Genomic DNA, 17,000 nt, shown 5'->3' with positions numbered 1-17,000 from the left:
ATAAAGCGCCTAATTCGCTTGAGATCAAAGGTTGAAGTCGAACCGGTAGCTGGTCGAGACACCAACCGTCACCTGATCGCGCGACCCACGCTCCTTGACGATGGTGGAATCCGCTGCCGGTCCCATCAGCCTGGAGTACTCGGTGAACAGGCTCGCGGTGACATTATCGGTAGCCTTCCAGCCGATCGCGCCACCGATGCCAACCGAATTGATGCCACTGCCAGGATCATACTGGCCAAGACCGGATGCGGCCGATTGCTGCGCGTTCACGCCATAATAGGTTTCAAAATAGTCGGCCGACGCGAACGAAACGCGAGGCCCGCCCGAAAGTCGGATGTTCGGCGTGACATCGCGGTACGCGTCCAGCGCGATGTCGGCAACGAAACCGTTGTGCGACCTGATGCCATGGCGCAGCTCGGCGCGTGCCCGCAGCCAGTCGGTGGGATAGAATTCGAAGAAACCGCCGAGTTCGCCGCCCCAGGGGATGTCATCCAGTCCCTGCAATTCATCTTTGGCATCGCGGCCAAAATTGATTTTTCCGGCGATACCGGCGCGAACGACGCCGTCATCGATCATCGCAAGCGAAATGTTGTCGTTTCGCGAGGAATAGCGCAACTCCGGGCCAGCCTTGCCGAGCGACACGAGCGGCAGAGCACTCAGCATGTATTCCTTCGAGCCTTCGAAGCTTGGACGGACCATGCCGGTAGCACCGAGCGTCAGATACCAGTCGCCCGACAGCCAACCGAAGGCACCCTCGCCTGCCATTGCCGGACCGCTCGCCAGGGCAAGCGCCGAGGCCATTACCGAAATACGACCAATAGACGTCATCACAACCCCGCGTACGCCACAAACCCAATCGCCAGGAACGTTTTGGGTTTGATGCCAACAGCGTAAAATTTGAATTAAATTCGCATGCTGCCACAAACGTTTATTTCTCTGCCCCGACCGCCCGCCACTGGACCGACTCGGTTGCCGAGGCTAGCCTCCAAGATGGGCACAGTGCCACTCTTATTGAGGACTGATCATTTCAAGGAGACGGGTTCGATGGCTATTTCAGAACAATTGCCGCAAGTGCGCTCCAAATGGGGCTGGTTCGTAGCACTTGGCGTACTTGTGCTTGCCTTGGGCATCATCGCCGCAGGTAACCTTATGGTCGCGACCGCCGCATCGGTGCTTTTCGTCGGAACGCTGATGATCGTGGCCGGTGTGATCGAAATCGTGCACGCTTTCGGCGTGAAGACCTGGGGCACGTTCTTCTGGTGGCTGCTGAGCGGCATCCTCTATGTCGTCGCCGGCTACCTGGCTTTCACCAATCCGTTGCTCACGACAGCAATCCTGACACTGTTTCTGGCGATCAGCCTGATCGCGTCGGGTGTCATGCGTATCTGGATCGGCTTCACGAGCAAGGGGCTCGAAGGCTGGGGCTGGGTTGTGTTCTCCGGGGTCATCACCGTGCTTGCCGGCCTAGTCATTGCGGCCGGCTGGCCGGTAAACAGCCTGTTTATCCTCGGCATCTTCCTCGCCGTTGACCTTATCGTCCAGGGCATCACCTACATCGCCTTTGGCCTGGGCCTCAGGAAGGTTGCTTAAAAGGCGATAGCCTGGTCAAGTTCCGAGAGAGGGCGCACGCCAGAGAGCAGCGCCCTCGCCTCGGCTTCGTCCTGTTTCATCTGGGTAACCAGAGGGTCAAGGCCGTCGAACTTCACTTCGCCCCTGAGATAGCCGAACAGCGAAACGGACGCGACCTCGCCATAGAGATCGCCGGAAAAGTCGAAGACGAAAGTCTCGAGCAACGGCGCGCCATTGTCGTTCACGGTCGGGCGCCGGCCAAAACTTGCCACGCCGTCAAACAATGTGCCGTCGGCACGGCGGAAGCGGACGGCATAGATGCCCTCCTTCAGTCCCGTTTCGGGCGAGAGCCGCATGTTGGCGGTCGGAAATCCCAGCGTACGGCCAAGCTTCGCGCCGCCCACTACCTCGGCTTCGACCGTGTAGCGATAGCCAAGCAAGCCCGCGGCTTCGGCCGCTTCTCCCGCAGCAAGCAGCTCGCGGATGCGGCTCGAGGAGATGATCTCGGCACCCTCGTCGCGAAACGCGTCGACCAGGGTCACGCCAAATCCGTGTCGTTCACCCGCCGCCATAAGGAAGGCTGGGCCGCCTTGCCGGTTCTTGCCGAAATGGAAATCGAAACCGGTCACCACATGGCTGATGCCGAGCTGCTGCTCCAAGATGGCGGTGACGAAGTCCTCGGCTGAAAGGCTGGAAAACTCCCGCGTGAACGGCCGCTCTATCACGGCTGCGAAGCCGAGCGCCTCAAGAAGCCGCGCCTTAACATGGGGCGGCGTCAGCACGAACAGCGGAATGTCGGGGCGGAACACTTTGCGCGGGTGCGGCTCAAAGGTCAGCACGAGTGCCGGCACATTGTGCCGACGCGCCTCTTCCAGAGCGCGTTCCAATACCGCGAGATGGCCACGATGGATGCCGTCGAAATTGCCAATGGCAACGACACCGCCACGCAGCGACGCCGGCACGGCTTCCTCGCCTGAAACGCGGATAAAGCCCTGTTCCATCACCTTGCCTACCGAAGTTTCGGAATGGTGGCCACTGGTGCATAACCGTGCTTGTCGAGGAAGGCGGCAAGCTTGGCCGGATCTGGCATGTGTGCATGCTCGCCATAGTCGCGGGCGTGGATGCCACCGGAGACGTAGAGCACATCGATGCCGTTATCGGCAGCACCCTTGACGTCGGTGAACATGCCGTCGCCGATGGCGAGCGCCTCCGATCTGTCAACCTCGCGGCCGAGCACTTCGCCGGCAGCGGCGAGTGCCGCCTCGTAGATCGGACGATGCGGCTTGCCGGAAACCAGCGTGCGGCCGCCGAGCAGGCCATAGTCGCGGGCAAGGGCGCCGGCGCACCAGATCAATTCGTGGCCGCGCTCGACCACGATATCGGGGTTGGCGCAGATGAACGGCAGGTTGCGCGTGCGTAGCCTGCGCAACATCTCAGCATAGTCGTCGGGCGTCTCGGTCTCGTCATCAAAGAGCCCGGTACAAACCACTGTCGATGCCTCGAACTCCTCGACCAGGTCGACGTCGAGGCCATCATAGAGCGGGTAGTCGCGATCGGGGCCGATATGGAAGACGCGGCGCGGGCCCGAGCGGATCAGCTCGCGAGTGACATCGCCAGATGTGACAACCTGGTCCCAGGCGGATGTGGGCACACCGAGGTTGGCGAGTTGGGCGATGACGCCATCGCGCGGACGCGGCGCGTTGGTGATCAGCACCACCGCCACACCCTTCTCGCGCGCCGCCTGAAGGGCTGCGGCTGCTTCCGCAAATGCCTCAACGCCGTTATGGATAACACCCCAGACGTCGCACAGCAGGGCCGAATAGCGGCCGGTCAGCGCTTCGAGCGACGCGATTGATTGAGGCAAGCCCGCCATTGTCTGTCCTTCGATCGATCCCAACGGGAGAGATTGGCCGGTCGGCCAAGCAGCCCGGAATTATCCGAACCGGCCCGTCCTGTCACCAGCTTTCGCCTGATGCAGCCACAGCGGCGGTGCAAACTGCTCCCGCCAGCGGCTGCAAACCGTGCAGCAGCGCTCGTATGGTAAACGACAGGCTAAGCCGGGGCTGAATTTTCTCGGCTGCTCGGGAACCGCAATTTCATGGTTTTGCGTGACTTTATTAGCTTGAGCTTGGGGGCCAATTGCATGATCCGCAAATTCCTGAAGGACGAACGCGGCAACTACGCCATCATGACGGTGGCTGCGATGGTACCGATCATGGGCGCGCTAGCCCTCGCCATAGACTACGCCGAGATATCGCGAGAACGCGAGGCAACGCGCAACGCACTTGACGCGGCGGGCATCGCAACCGCGCGACGAATTGTCGAAGGCGTAACCGACGATCAGGCCAAGGCTTATGCGAAGAGTTTTTTCGAGGCAAATCTGGGCCACGTAAAGCCGGCCAATACGACACTTACCATCACCCTGCCAAATAACACTAGCGGCGGCGGCACCCTGAAGCTCGAAGCAGCGCTCAAATACGACCCGTATTTTGTCCCTGTCGCCGCCGCCCTGCTCGGCAAGGGTTCCGGCTCAACGCAGATCGATTTTTCAGCAAAATCCGAGATCCGCCTCAAGAACACGCTCGAAGTCGCACTCGTCCTCGATAATTCCGGGTCGATGGATTATATCGGCTCCGGTACCGGTAAAAAGCGCATGACGCTGCTCAAAGAGGCGGCGGCACAACTTGTCGATACGCTCTCACTTCAGGCCGAGCAGATGAAGCAGGTCGTCAATCCGGTGCAGTTCGCCGTCGTGCCATTCGCGGCATCGGTCAATGTCGGAGCTGGCAACTACAAGGAAACTTGGATGGACGCGACGGGTGTATCGCCAGTTCAMCACGAGAACTTCACCTTGCCTGTAACTATTGGAACCAACAAGAAAATCGAACGCGTAGGCGAATATGTCCGCAAGACGGGCAAAGGCTGGGGCGCGAATGAAAACGATATTTTCACGCGCTTTACGCTCTACGACGACATGAAAGTCTATTCGAATTCCAATAAAACCCAGACCAAGGCCTACACCATCTGGCAGGGCTGCGTAGAATCCCGGCCTGCACCGTACAATATGCTCGACACCGCACCGACCCCCTCGCATCCGGAAACCTATTTCGTGCCGATGTTTGCACCGGATGAGTGGGATAAAACCAACAACGACAATGCTTTGAACAGCTGGTGGTCCGATAACACGACCCCCACCAACAACTACACATCGGCAAACGCCGCTGCCAGGCAGCGCGACCTCGCCAAATACTACAACGTCATCCAGAGCTATGGCGCTACGGTCAAGAGTGGTGAGGGACCGCACTACAGCTGCACGACCAAGCCAATCACGCCATTGACCGACGTTTCCAAACCGGCAGGCGTTACCGCCATAAAGGCGGCAATCACCGCCATGGCATCAAGCGGAGCGACCAACGTTCCGGAAGGCCTGGCCTGGGGTTGGCGTGTATTGTCGAGCGGGCCCCCATTTACCGGCGGACGACCGGAAACCGAAAAAGGCAATGACAAGGTGGTCATCGTTTTGACCGACGGCGCGAACACTTACTATCCCTTGAGTTTCTTCGGCGTGACCGACCTGGCTGGAAGCAAATCGAGCTACTCTGCGTACGGGTATGCTGGACAGGCGCCTATTGGTGGCTCGGATACCAGGCTGTTTATGGCTCAGCCAACAACCGGCTTCGACAAGACCCAGCACACGGAGGCCAACTACACCGTCGCCATGAACAACCACATGGCAACCACATGTACGAACGCAAAAGACAAAGGCGGCATCATCGTCATGACGGTTGCGCTCGATCTCGATCCGACAAAAGGCACAGCGGCCGAAAAAAAAGCGACCGCAGCCCAGATCGAAGGCCTGAAATCCTGCGCTTCGGAGTCGCGCTTCCGCAAGGACGCAAGCGGCAAGCCGGAAAAGCTGTTCTTCAACACGACCAGCGGCGACCTGGTTGAAACTTTCAAGAAAATCGCGGACGAACTGTCCAACCTGCGCATCGTTGGTTGACGAAAATCGCCTGCCAACGGACTGAAAAAAGCGCCCTCCTCGCGGATGGGCGCCTTTTTCTTGTCAGTCCATGTGTGCGGCGGGTGCACCGCCGACCGGTTGAGCCGTCGGCTTGCGCAGCAGCAGTGCCAGCGGGATGGCACAGAGCGAGACGATCATCATCAGCTTGAAGTCGTCGATGTAAGAGATCATCAGTGACTGGATATTGACCATCCCATCGATCTGCGTCAGCGCCAACGGGTCCCCCGCTGCCGCACCGGGCGACACAGCCATGAGGTTGGGGTTGAACGCTGTGATGTTCGTTGACAGTTCCGCATGGTTGATCTGGATGTTGCGGGTCAACAGCACAGAGACAATCGAAATGCCGATCGACGATCCGATATTGCGAACGAGGCTGAACAGGCTCGCCGCATCGGTGCGGTGACGCGGCGCAAGCGTCGCGAACGCCACAGTCGACAACGGCACGAACACCAGGCCGAGCCCCAGCCCCTGGATCACGCCTGTCGAGATGATCAGGAAAGCATCCATCTGCGGCGTGAAGCCTGTCATGTAATAGAGCGAGAGCGCCGTCAGCAGCAGGCCGGCGACAACCAGATAGCGGTTATCGACCAGACGCACCAATCGCCCGACAAGCAGCATCGAGACCATGGTGCCGACGCCGCGCGGCGCCATGACCAGGCCGGTGGTGATGGTCGGATAGCCGTAGATGCGCGTCAGCATCGGCGGCAGAAGCGCAAGGCTAGCCAGCAGGATGACGCCGATGACGAAGATGAACACCAGACCGGTCACGAAATTGCGGTCGGTGAATATCTTCGGGTCCAAAAACGTGTGTTCGGAGGTCGCCATATGCACGGCGAAGACCCAGAAACCGGTTATGGCGAGTCCGAGCTCGATCCATATCTCGGCCGCCGAAAACCAGTCGACCTCGCCGCCGCGGTCGAGCATGAGCTGGAGCGCGCCGACGCCAAGCGACAGCATGGCAAAACCGAAGAAATCGAAGCCGCGCAGGCGCTTGACGATAGTGGGCAAATAGGCGGCTGAGCCCAGGAAAGCGACGATGCCCACCGGCAGGTTGATGAAGAACACCCAACGCCAGTTGAAGCTTTCAGTCAGCCAGCCGCCGAGCGTCGGGCCGATGATCGGCCCGACCATGATGCCGGCACCCCACATGGCCATGGCCTGGCCGTGGCGTTCCTTGGGATTGATGTCGAGCAGGAAGGTCTGGCTCAGCGGCACGATCGCCGCGCCGAACACGCCTTGAAGCAGGCGGAACAGCACCATCGACTCGAGGCTCCAGGCAACACCGCAGAGCATCGACATGATAGTGAAGCCGACGACGGAAACGAGGAACAGTTCCTTGCGGCCGAAGCGGTCCGACAGCCAGCCGGTGAGCGGCGTCATGATGGCAGCGGCGACGATGTAGGACGTCAGCACCCAGTTGATGGTGTCTTGGGATGCGCCGAGGTCGCCGACCATCGAGGGCAACGCAACGTTGGCGATGGTGGTGTCGAGCACCTGCATCACCGTCGCCAGCATGATGGCGATGGTGATCAGGCCGCGATGCGGCACCTCAGTAAGTGACTTAGTGGCTGACTGGCTCATTCGACCAACTCTTGCGACCAACTTGGGACCTGCGGTCGTCAGGCGGCGACCCGAAAAATCGGAGGGCCGGCCGCTTAGACGGCCGGATCAGTCCGGGACTTTAAGCGCGCCGCTGTGGCGCGGATTATTCCGCGGCCACCGCGTGGCCGAAGATGCTGCCAAAGCCGCGGGACTTGCCGGTGTCGATCGACACCGTGGCGCTCATGCCGGTGCGCATCGCCAAGCCAGCGTCGGCGGTGTCGACCTTGACCCGTACAGGGATGCGCTGCGTGACCTTGACCCAGTTGCCGGTGGCGTTTTGTGCCGGCAGCAATGAGAACTCCGCGCCAGTGCCGGCGCCGATCGCTTCCACCGTGCCGCGGAAGGTACGGTCGGGATAGGTGTCGAGCACAATATCGGCTTCCTGGCCTGGCTTCATATGGGTGAGCTGCGTTTCCTTGAAATTCGCTTCGACCCAGGTGTCGCCGGTCTCGACCAGGCTGAACAGCGCAGTACCTGCACTCACGAACTGACCGACCTTGAAGGATGCGGCCTGCGAGACCACACCGTCGGCAGGCGCGCGAACCGATGTCTGCGCCAGGTTGAAGGCTGCATTGTCACGCGCGGCGAGTGCCGCCAGCACTGTCGGGTGCTTGTCGGTCTCGATGTCCGGATTGCCACCGAGTGCCGCCTTGGCGCTGACGATGCCCTGCACGGCAGCGCTGTGCTGCTGCTGGGCCTTGTCGAGTTCCATGCGGGCCTCGTCCAGCGAAGACTTGGTATTCACGCCCTTGGTGACCAGATCGTTGCTGCGGTCGAACTGCGCCTGGGCATAATCGAGCCCGCTGGCCGCGACCCGCTCCTGCGCGACTGCCTGGCTGTAGGCGGCGCGAAGCTGCTCGACATTGAGACGTGCACCGGCGAGCGCGGCATCGGCCTGCGCCAAAGCGATCCTGTAGGGCTCGGGATCGACCTCAAACAGAAGGTCGCCGGCCTTCACCGTGGTGTTGTCGGCGACATCAACCTTGATGATGCGGCCGGCCGCCTCCGAGGCGATGATCATCCTGGCCTGACGCAGATTGGCGTTTTCGGTTTCCTGGTAACGGCCGCCGGTCACGTAGAAATAACCGCCTCCGACAACCAGGGCCAGCGGCAACGCCGCCATCAGCACAAAGCGGCCACGCCTCTTGGGAGCCGGCGCTGGTGCCGCCAATGCGGGCTGGAGCTGGGCTGCCGCTGGGCTCTCGAGTTCGAGCTTTAGGCTGTTTTCGTTCACTTTCGCCACCGCGTTCATTTTGTCGTCTCTCTCAAACAATTCACATTGGCGGGTTCGCCCGCGGAAAGGTTGTCGACTATGGTGCGCAGGCCATGGACCGTGGCGAGCCGCTCTTCGGGAGTAAGTCCGCTCAGCGCCCGCTCGTAGACCTCGCCGGCAACTGCCTTGACCTTGGAAAAGGCCTCAAGCGCCTTGTCGGTCGGAAAGATCATGCGCACACGCCTATCCGCATTGCCTTGACGGCGCTCGATCCAGCCGCCCTCCTCCATCCGGTCCAGCAGTCGCGACACGCTGATCGGCTCGATTTCGAGAAGTTCGGCAAGACGCGCCTGCGCCACACCCTCTTCCTTGACCAGCCTGACAAGCAGTCGCCATTGCGCCGCCGACAGCCCAAATTCGCTGCCGCGCTGCTCAAAGTTGCGACGCATCAACCGTGCCGCGTCGTGGATGAGGAAACCCAGCCTTTCGATGCCTTCATTTTTCATGAGCGGCATATATTATAAGCATGCTCACCATTCAAGCGGGGATTTTGCACTGCACCATGATTTTACGTTCACACTATAGTGCGCACGCGCGACGATCAGGCCGCTGTCAATCATGGCCGCTCATCGTTTAGGAAGGCCCCAGACATAAACAGGATCGATTGCATGCGGGACCGGTCGCCAAACAGGCGTCATATTCTCAAGGGCATTGCTGGCCTGAGCGTGATAGCGCCCATGCCGCTTTGGGCCAATCCAATGCCGAGCGTGGACGAAGTGGCCTTCGACCCGGACATACCGGTGCTCGGCAATCCGGACGGCAACGTCACTGTTGTGGAATTCACCGACTACCAGTGCCCCTACTGCAAGGTGAGTTTCATCGAACTCTCAAAGGTCATGGCTGAGGACGGCAACATCCGCGTTCTCTTGCGCGACTGGCCGATCTTCGGCGAAGTATCGCGCAACGCGGCTTTGCTGACGCTGGCTTCTCACAGCCAGGGCCGCTACGCCGACGCCGTCCGCACTTTGATGACCACCCATGACCGCCTGACGTTTCGCAGCACCGCCGACCTTCTGGGCGATATCGGCGTCGATGTCGCGCAAGCCCGCAGCGAGCTCGACACGCGTCGAGACATCTTCGTCGGCCTGCTTGCGCGCAGCCACGCCCAGGCTACAGCCTTCCAGCTCCGGGGCACGCCCGGCTTCCTGATCGGCAAGGCGCTGTACAAGCGCGGCATGACGGCTGACGACTTCCGCAAAGCCATTGCCCAGGCTCGGGTATAAACCCACGAATCTCGCTGTCATGTGGATGTCGTTCCCTTGACAGTAAAAGGGCGACGGCCTATCTCACCGGCACGTTAGCACTCTCCTGAAGTGAGTGCTAACCAAGTCCGGCCAGCCCGGACCGAGGAACGTTCTCAACAGTTCACCGAGGAAATTCAAATGACAAAGTCGAAGTTCCGCCCGCTGCATGACCGCGTGGTTGTTCGCCGCGTCGAATCCGAGTCCAAGACCGCCGGCGGGATCATCATCCCCGATACGGCCAAGGAAAAGCCGCAGGAAGGCGAAATCGTCGCCGTCGGTTCCGGTGCCCGCGACGAAGCTGGCAAGATCATTGCGTTGGACGTCAAGGCGGGCGACCGCGTTCTGTTCGGCAAGTGGTCCGGCACCGAAGTGAAGCTCAATGGCGAAGASCTKCTGATCATGAAGGAATCCGACATTATGGGCATCATCGGCTGAACCGTCGAAATTAGTTCGCAACCACATCAGAAGTAACGGGCATTCAGCCCAGGAGCTAAAACATGGCTGCTAAACAAGTAGTATTTTCCCGCGACGCCCGCGAGCGCATGCTGCGCGGTGTCAACATCCTCGCCGACGCTGTGAAGGTCACGCTCGGCCCCAAGGGCCGCAACGTCGTCATCGACAAGTCGTTCGGCGCCCCGCGCATCACCAAGGACGGCGTTTCCGTCGCCAAGGAAATCGAGCTTGAAGACAAGTTCGAGAACATGGGCGCTCAGATGGTCCGCGAAGTTGCTTCGAAGACCAACGATAAGGCCGGCGACGGCACCACGACCGCGACCGTTCTCGCACAGGCTATCGTTCAGGAAGGCCACAAGGCCGTTGCCGCCGGCATGAACCCGATGGACCTGAAGCGCGGCATCGACCTGGCTGTCAGCGAAGTCGTCGCACACCTCGTCAAGAGCGCCAAGAAGATCAAGACCTCCGAKGAAGTCGCCCAGGTCGGCACGATTTCGGCCAACGGCGAAGCCTCGATCGGCCAGATGATCGCGGAAGCGATGCAGAAGGTCGGCAATGAGGGCGTCATCACCGTCGAGGAGGCCAAGACCGCCGAGACCGAACTCGAAGTCGTCGAAGGCATGCAGTTCGACCGCGGCTACCTCTCGCCCTACTTCGTCACCAACCCCGACAAGATGATTGCCGAGCTGGAAGACGCCTACATTCTTCTCCACGAGAAGAAGCTCGGCAACCTGCAGGCCATGCTGCCGATCCTCGAGGCTGTCGTTCAGACCTCGAAGCCGCTCGTCATCATCTCCGAGGACGTCGAAGGCGAAGCTCTTGCAACGCTGGTCGTCAACAAGCTGCGTGGCGGCCTGAAGATCGCTGCCGTCAAGGCGCCGGGCTTCGGTGATCGCCGCAAGGCCATGCTGGAAGACATCGCCATCCTCACCGGTGGCCAGGTCATCTCCGAAGACCTCGGCATCAAGCTCGAGAACGTCACGCTGGACATGCTCGGCCGCGCCAAGAAGGTGTCGATCTCCAAGGAGAACACCACCATCATCGACGGCGCCGGCAAGAAGCCTGAGATCGAGGGCCGCGTCGCCCAGATCAAGCAGCAGATCGAAGAGACCACGTCGGACTACGACAAGGAGAAGCTGCAGGAACGTCTGGCGAAGCTCGCCGGCGGTGTTGCCGTGATCCGCGTCGGCGGTGCGACCGAAGTGGAAGTCAAGGAAAAGAAGGACCGCGTCGATGACGCGCTGAACGCAACCCGCGCTGCCGTCGAAGAAGGCATCGTGGCTGGCGGCGGCGTCGCTCTCCTGCGCGCCACCCAGGCAATCACCGCCACCGGCATCAACGCCGATCAGGCAGCAGGCATCAACATCGTCCGTCGCGCTCTGCAGGCTCCGGCCCGCCAGATCGCTTCGAACGCAGGTGCTGAAGCTTCGATCGTCGCCGGCAAGATCCTTGACAACAAGGGGGCTACCTTCGGCTACAACGCCGCGACCGACGAGTATGGCGACATGATCGCCATGGGCATCGTCGACCCCGTCAAGGTTGTCCGCACCGCACTTCAGGACGCAGCCTCGGTTGCCGGCCTGCTCGTCACCACCGAAGCCATGATCGCCGAAACTCCGAAGAAGGAATCGGCTGGCGGCGGCATGCCTGGCGGCATGGGCGGCATGGGCGGTATGGGCGGCATGGATTTCTAATCCAGCCACCTGGCTCGAGTTTAGGGAAAGGGCGCCTTCGGGCGCCCTTTTTCGTTGCGCTGCGCTTCTCTACGACCTGCGAGGATGATCAATACTCGGCGCGCATGACCGAAATGCCAGCGTGAGAGAACGCCGCGATACGGTCTTGCGCTGCCTTGCCGTCGACGATCAATGTGGCGATGTCATTGAGACCGCCAACCTGAAATGGCGACACGGCACCTAGCTTGTCGCTTGTCGCAAGCACGACAGTTTCGGCGGAGCAGGATACGAGCTGCCGCTTGATCGCCGCCTCCTCCATATCGCCCGTGGTCAACCCTTCCGTCACATGGACGCCGGTGACGCCGAGGAAAAACAGATCGGCACGGATGCGCGATATCGCTTCGGCCGCCAATGCTCCAACTGCTACCATCGAGTGACGGAACAGTTTCCCGCCGATGATCACCGCCTCCACTTGCGGTTTGTCCTCAAGTGCTACCGCGACGGTCGGGCTGTGGGTGATTGCCGTGAAGCGGGCCGCGACCGGGAGGTGACGGATGATCTCCAGGTTCGAGGTGCCACCATCGAACACCACCGACATGCCATCCCTGATCATCGCCGCCCCTGCCTTGCCGAGCGCCGACTTGGCGTCCATCGCCATGGTTCGGCGTTCGCCGATCGAAACCACCGTTGGCGACACCGGCATCGCGCCGCCATGCACCCGCAACAGCAATCCTTCCGCCGCGAGCTCCCTGAGATCGCGCCTGATCGTGTCTTCCGACAACTCCAGTTGGTGGCTGAGATGCTTGGCGACCACCTGCCCGTCCTTGGCAAGAAGGTCGAGGATCAGGCGTTTTCGTTGGCTTGTGAGCACTTTTGCAATTCCATCAGGTCGGTAATGTCACACGATATTGCATGATACCGCACGAAGCTATATCAATTTCGTGCAGATTCGTACAATTTCAGGACACCTCATGAACACTGTTACGAAACCAATACTCATCTTGATCGCCGGCCCCTATCGTTCCGGCACCGGCGACGACCCCATCAAGATGGAGGAAAATCTGAACCGCCTCGAAAGCGTCGCCGTTCCGCTGTTTCGCGCCGGCCACATCCCGATGATCGGTGAATGGGTGGCACTTCCRCTCGGGCGGCAGGTCGGCTCGAAAGGGGCTGGCGATCCGCTCTATGACGAATTCGCCTACCCGGTCGCCGACCGGCTATTGCGCCATTGCGATGCCGTCCTGCGCTTGCCAGGCGCCTCCAAAGGCGCGGATGAGGATGTGCGGCTGGCCTTGGAACGCGGCCTCAAGATCTATTACGACCTGTCTGAAGTGCCCGGGCTGGCGTGAGGACAGGCATCCTTTTTCGTCGCGAAAATTTTCTCAAAATAAATCGCAACGAGATGGAACCTTTTGCGGCGATGGTCGTTTCATGCAGGTCCGAGGCACGTCTGGATGGAGCAATCCAAAAGGAATACCAAAGGACATCTAGGACGCCTCCAGCACTTTTAACGAGTGCCGGAGGCGTTCTGATTCATGCTCTCCTGCAGCCGCCGAGCCGGTCAGTTCGCGCCGCGAGATGCGATTTGCAGGGCGTCCAACACGCCGGCGTGGCGGCGGATGTCGGCAACGGCCTCCTGAAACCGATCATTGACCCTAAGTGTCTCGCGCCCTGCCGCGATGGTAAGGTCGACCTGATCGATCGGCAGTTTCAGTCGGGTCGGAACGCGGTTGAGCTCGGCTTGCGCCGAGCCATCAAGATCCGAAAACGACAGATGCTCGACCACCAGGCGCACGTCGCGGCAATCCCAGCCTGCCAGCGAACCGCGGAGGCGCCTGACGGCCTCAGCCGGCAGGCTGCAGCGATAGCGGATGAGTTCGCCACGCCACTCACTGACGGCGAATTTCAGCGCATCCAGCTGATCGCGAACCGAGGCCGAAAAAGAAGTATTGGTCGCGGCTTCGAGAAGGTTGGCCAACCTGGGACCTTCTATCCGTTCACCCCAATCCACCTCCTGGTCGCGGCCAGCGTCGGCAACAAGGAACAGTAGCGTCCGCAGCTTTACGGCCGCCGCCGGCGACAGCGGTCCATAGGGTGTGCCAGCTGACGAGCGCTCGATGGTGAAGCCGGTGATGCCGAGATTATCGGTCAGTCCGCCATCAAGCAGTTTCACATAGTCGAGGCGGTCAGCTTCTTGATAGGCCTTCAAGGCGCCGGCATAGGCCTTAAGACGGATTGAGGCGTCGGCATCGGCAAGCGCGCGGCTTAGCCACTCAGGCTTGCTGTATCCGCATTTCGGGCTGGTTGCGGAGATGACCACCGGCGCAAAGATGACTGGAACAGCGGCCGACGCGGCAACGGCATCGGCAAGGCGGACCTTGTCGAGATCGCTGCACAGGGCGGCGAACGTATCGTAGGTGAACAGGAACGGCGTGCGATTGTAGATATCGGAGGCGTTTATCCAGACGATCGGAGCGTCGGAGCGTCGCAAACTCGCGTAGGTCGCACCATCGAAGAGGTTGTCGTCGAGCCATTTGGCGAAACTGTTGCGGTCGTTGACGCCGCCGTTGAGCGCGCGCGCAAGATTGAGCGGCGATATTCTTGATTTCCTGAGATAGGCTTCAGCGTCCCGGATCAGAAACCGTTCACGGAAATCGCGGTAGTCGTCCCTTCCCCTGTAGCCAAAATATGAAGCGGCGACCGCACCGCCCGACGCGCCCGAAATCATGCGGATGCTATCGGCGAGGCTGCGCGTTGCCGGTTGCTCGTCGATGATGGTGTCGTCGAGTTCGCGCAACACGCCATAAGCGAAAGCAGCGGCCCGCATGCCACCTCCGGAAAAGGCAAGCCCCACCACCGTCGAGCCATCATCGCCCGGCTCCGGGATGAATTCCGGCGAGGACTGGCCGACCTGCGAGGTGAGCGTGTTGATCGGACCGACATCGCCGGCCGCACAGCCGGCCAAAGCAAGGCTCGCGGCTAACGCTACACTAACTGCCCACCGCATCCATTCCCCCGACTTCTGAACCGACCAGCCCGCCAGCTATATCGAAACACCGCAACAGGGGAACCCCTCGGCGTCCCGCACGTTGATCCCGCGCATAAGCCACAGGAGATGCGAAATGGTGAACAAGGATCAGGTCAAGGGTGTCGGCAAACAGATTGCCGGCTCCGTCAAGGAAGCGGCCGGCAAGGCCACAGGCGACAGGGAAACCCAGGCCAAAGGCACCGCCGAGAAGGTCGCCGGCAAGGTGCAGAAGGCCTATGGCGACACCAAGGAAAAGATCAAGAAGGCGCTTTGACCACAAGTTCTTGCGGGAAACGAGGCGGCTTCGGCCGCCTTTTCTCATGCCAGGAGCGTCGAACTTCACACGACATCCAAGCTGAACCGATTAGGTTCTTACTCGTCGCCAATCTCCGCTTGAAGCCTTGTGTGCAACGCGATAGGCCGATGCCCGCAACGACATTTTGCGGAGACAGATCGTGACAGCCCAGAAGACCAGAACCGAGACCGACACCTTCGGACCGATCGAGGTCGCCGCCGACCGCTATTGGGGGGCGCAGGCGCAACGTTCGCTGGGCAATTTCAAGATCGGCTGGGAAAAGCAGCCGCTGTCGGTCGTGCGCGCGCTCGGCATAGTCAAACGCGCCTGCGCCGAAGCCAACATGGCGCTTGGCCGCCTCGATCCCAAGATCGGCGAAACAGTGGTGGCTGCCGCGCAGGAAGTCATCGACGGCAAGCTCAACGACCATTTCCCGCTGGTCGTCTGGCAGACCGGCTCGGGCACGCAGTCGAACATGAACGCCAATGAGGTGATCTCGAACCGCGCCATCGAGATGCTGGGCGGCGAGATGGGCTCGAAGAAGCCGGTCCACCCCAATGACCACGTCAATATGAGCCAGTCGTCGAACGACACCTATCCCACCGCCATGCACATCGCCTGCGCCGAGCGCATCGTCCATGACTTGCTGCCGGCCTTGAAGCGCCTGCACGCCGCTCTGGACAAGAAGGCCAAGGAATTCAACCACATCATCAAGATTGGCCGCACCCACACCCAGGATGCGACGCCGCTGACTCTGGGCCAGGAATTCGGCGGTTATGCCGCCCAGGTCGCCTCGTCGATCAAGCGCATCGAACTGACCCTGCCCGGTCTCCAGGAACTCGCCCAGGGCGGCACCGCCGTCGGAACCGGCCTCAACGCCCCGATTGGCTTTGCCGAAAAGGTTGCCGAGCAGATCGCCGCCATCACCGGTCTCGCCTTCGTCACCGCACCCAACAAGTTCGAAGCACTCGCCGCTCACGATTCGATGGTCTTCAGCCACGGCGCCATCAACGCGACCGCGGCAGCACTGTTCAAGATCGCCAACGATATCCGTTTCCTCGGCTCGGGCCCGCGCTCGGGTCTCGGCGAGTTGTCGCTGCCTGAAAACGAACCGGGCTCGTCGATCATGCCGGGCAAGGTCAATCCGACCCAGTGCGAAGCGCTGACACAGGTCTGCGCGCAGGTGTTCGGCAACAACGCCACGCTAACCTTCGCCGGCAGCCAGGGCCATTTCGAGCTCAACGTCTACAACCCGGTCATGGCCTACAACTTCCTGCAGTCGGTGCAGCTGCTGGCCGACGCGGCTGTTTCCTTCACCGACAATTGCGTCGTCGGCATCGAAGCACGCGAAGACAACATCAAGGCAGCACTCGACCGTTCGCTGATGCTGGTGACGGCACTCGCCCCCACCATCGGCTACGACAACGCTGCCAAGATCGCCAAGACCGCGCATAAGAACGGCACCACGCTGCGCGAGGAAGCCTTGGCGACCGGACTGGTTTCGGGCGAAGACTACGACCGGATCGTGCGCCCGGAGGACATGACCCATCCGGGTTGATTGCCAGTTTTCTTACGTTTAGAGCGCTGCGCCTCCTAATGGACGCGCGGCGCTTTAACGCAAAATCATTCCAACTGTGAACGATCTGTCGACACATTCGCACCTTTAGTGAACAGTCGAAATCCATTAGGTGTGGGGCATCGAATTTCAACGGAGCCTCACCCCAATGTCCAATGCTTCCATCGCTTCCGAAAAGGCCGTCAGCGGTAACGCTTCGGCCCTCATCCTTGCAGGCCGCGTCCTGCTGTCGATCATCTTCATCCTCGCCGGCTTCGCCAAGC

Annotated in this window: 16 protein-coding genes; 8 read left to right on the top strand and 8 right to left on the bottom strand. The window is 60.7% G+C overall.

The window, feature by feature from the left end; all coding sequences use genetic code 11:
- Positions 1-24: 24 nt before the first annotated feature.
- A complete protein-coding gene (locus AC1DWF_RS08005) occupies positions 25-828 on the bottom strand; it encodes a MipA/OmpV family protein (RefSeq protein WP_476782977.1) in 804 nt (267 codons plus the stop codon).
- A 216-nt stretch (positions 829-1,044) separates the two neighbouring features.
- On the opposite strand from AC1DWF_RS08005, the gene AC1DWF_RS08000 reads away from it, so the two are divergent.
- Positions 1,045-1,590 (top strand): HdeD family acid-resistance protein, encoded by a 546-nt coding sequence (locus AC1DWF_RS08000; RefSeq protein ID WP_476782970.1) that lies wholly within the window; start codon positions 1,045-1,047, stop codon positions 1,588-1,590.
- On the opposite strand, the gene AC1DWF_RS07995 is transcribed toward AC1DWF_RS08000, so the two are convergent.
- Together AC1DWF_RS07995 and AC1DWF_RS07990 are read right to left on the bottom strand one after the other, a co-directional pair.
- A complete protein-coding gene (locus tag AC1DWF_RS07995; RefSeq protein ID WP_476782969.1) occupies positions 1,587-2,570 on the bottom strand; it encodes a bifunctional riboflavin kinase/FAD synthetase in 984 nt (327 codons plus the stop codon). The two genes, AC1DWF_RS08000 and AC1DWF_RS07995, sit on opposite strands and share 4 nt — an antisense overlap.
- Positions 2,571-2,578: 8 nt before the next feature.
- Entirely contained in the window at positions 2,579-3,442 is an 864-nt protein-coding gene (locus tag AC1DWF_RS07990; protein WP_476782968.1) for a TIGR01459 family HAD-type hydrolase, read from the bottom strand.
- A gap of 270 nt (positions 3,443-3,712) precedes the next feature.
- Here AC1DWF_RS07990 and AC1DWF_RS07985 point away from each other — a divergent pair, with 270 nt between their 5' ends.
- The gene (locus tag AC1DWF_RS07985) at positions 3,713-5,572 is read left to right on the top strand and encodes a pilus assembly protein TadG-related protein (protein WP_476841579.1); all 1,860 of its coding nucleotides are present in this window, start codon (positions 3,713-3,715) and stop codon (positions 5,570-5,572) included.
- Between the two features lie 63 nt (positions 5,573-5,635).
- Here the strand turns inward: AC1DWF_RS07985 and AC1DWF_RS07980 are convergent, their stop codons facing one another.
- From AC1DWF_RS07980 to AC1DWF_RS07970, 3 genes are all read right to left on the bottom strand, one after another.
- Positions 5,636-7,174 carry a DHA2 family efflux MFS transporter permease subunit gene (locus AC1DWF_RS07980; protein ID WP_476782966.1) on the bottom strand — a complete coding sequence of 513 codons (1,539 nt, stop codon included), beginning with the start codon at positions 7,172-7,174 and terminating at the stop codon, positions 5,636-5,638.
- Positions 7,175-7,298: 124 nt separating this feature from the next.
- A complete protein-coding gene (locus AC1DWF_RS07975; RefSeq protein WP_476788887.1) occupies positions 7,299-8,447 on the bottom strand; it encodes an HlyD family secretion protein in 1,149 nt (382 codons plus the stop codon).
- Positions 8,444-8,914: a MarR family winged helix-turn-helix transcriptional regulator gene (locus AC1DWF_RS07970; protein ID WP_476786876.1), complete on the bottom strand. Its 471-nt coding sequence runs from the start codon at positions 8,912-8,914 to the stop codon at positions 8,444-8,446. Before AC1DWF_RS07970 ends, AC1DWF_RS07975 begins: the two co-directional genes overlap by 4 nt.
- A gap of 162 nt (positions 8,915-9,076) precedes the next feature.
- Between AC1DWF_RS07970 and AC1DWF_RS07965 the strand changes: the two genes are divergently transcribed.
- From AC1DWF_RS07965 to groL, 3 genes are all read left to right on the top strand, one after another.
- The gene (locus AC1DWF_RS07965) at positions 9,077-9,691 is read left to right on the top strand and encodes a DsbA family protein (RefSeq protein ID WP_476788888.1); all 615 of its coding nucleotides are present in this window, start codon (positions 9,077-9,079) and stop codon (positions 9,689-9,691) included.
- 159 nt (positions 9,692-9,850) lie between these two features.
- Positions 9,851-10,147 carry a co-chaperone GroES gene (gene groES / locus AC1DWF_RS07960; RefSeq protein WP_476841578.1) on the top strand — a complete coding sequence of 99 codons (297 nt, stop codon included), beginning with the start codon at positions 9,851-9,853 and terminating at the stop codon, positions 10,145-10,147.
- A gap of 62 nt (positions 10,148-10,209) precedes the next feature.
- A complete protein-coding gene (gene groL, locus AC1DWF_RS07955) occupies positions 10,210-11,859 on the top strand; it encodes a chaperonin GroEL (RefSeq protein ID WP_476841577.1) in 1,650 nt (549 codons plus the stop codon).
- Positions 11,860-11,947: 88 nt separating this feature from the next.
- On the opposite strand, the gene AC1DWF_RS07950 is transcribed toward groL, so the two are convergent.
- Complete coding sequence (locus tag AC1DWF_RS07950) at positions 11,948-12,709, bottom strand: DeoR/GlpR family DNA-binding transcription regulator (protein ID WP_476786074.1); 762 nt, start codon at positions 12,707-12,709, stop codon at positions 11,948-11,950.
- 121 nt (positions 12,710-12,830) lie between these two features.
- Between AC1DWF_RS07950 and AC1DWF_RS07945 the strand changes: the two genes are divergently transcribed.
- A complete protein-coding gene (locus AC1DWF_RS07945; RefSeq protein WP_476788904.1) occupies positions 12,831-13,187 on the top strand; it encodes a DUF4406 domain-containing protein in 357 nt (118 codons plus the stop codon).
- Between the two features lie 212 nt (positions 13,188-13,399).
- Here the strand turns inward: AC1DWF_RS07945 and AC1DWF_RS07940 are convergent, their stop codons facing one another.
- A complete protein-coding gene (locus AC1DWF_RS07940) occupies positions 13,400-14,845 on the bottom strand; it encodes a patatin-like phospholipase family protein (protein WP_476788890.1) in 1,446 nt (481 codons plus the stop codon).
- Positions 14,846-14,960: 115 nt separating this feature from the next.
- On the opposite strand from AC1DWF_RS07940, the gene AC1DWF_RS07935 reads away from it, so the two are divergent.
- Together AC1DWF_RS07935 and fumC are read left to right on the top strand one after the other, a co-directional pair.
- Entirely contained in the window at positions 14,961-15,140 is a 180-nt protein-coding gene (locus AC1DWF_RS07935; RefSeq protein WP_476786076.1) for a CsbD family protein, read from the top strand.
- 181 nt (positions 15,141-15,321) lie between these two features.
- The gene (gene fumC / locus AC1DWF_RS07930; protein WP_476788891.1) at positions 15,322-16,719 is read left to right on the top strand and encodes a class II fumarate hydratase; all 1,398 of its coding nucleotides are present in this window, start codon (positions 15,322-15,324) and stop codon (positions 16,717-16,719) included.
- Positions 16,720-17,000: the final 281 nt, after the last annotated feature.

It is taken from the genome of Aminobacter sp. P4_D5 (assembly GCF_056401815.1).
Note: the sequence above shows the minus strand (reverse complement) of the source record. Positions and strands in the feature narration are given on the sequence as shown.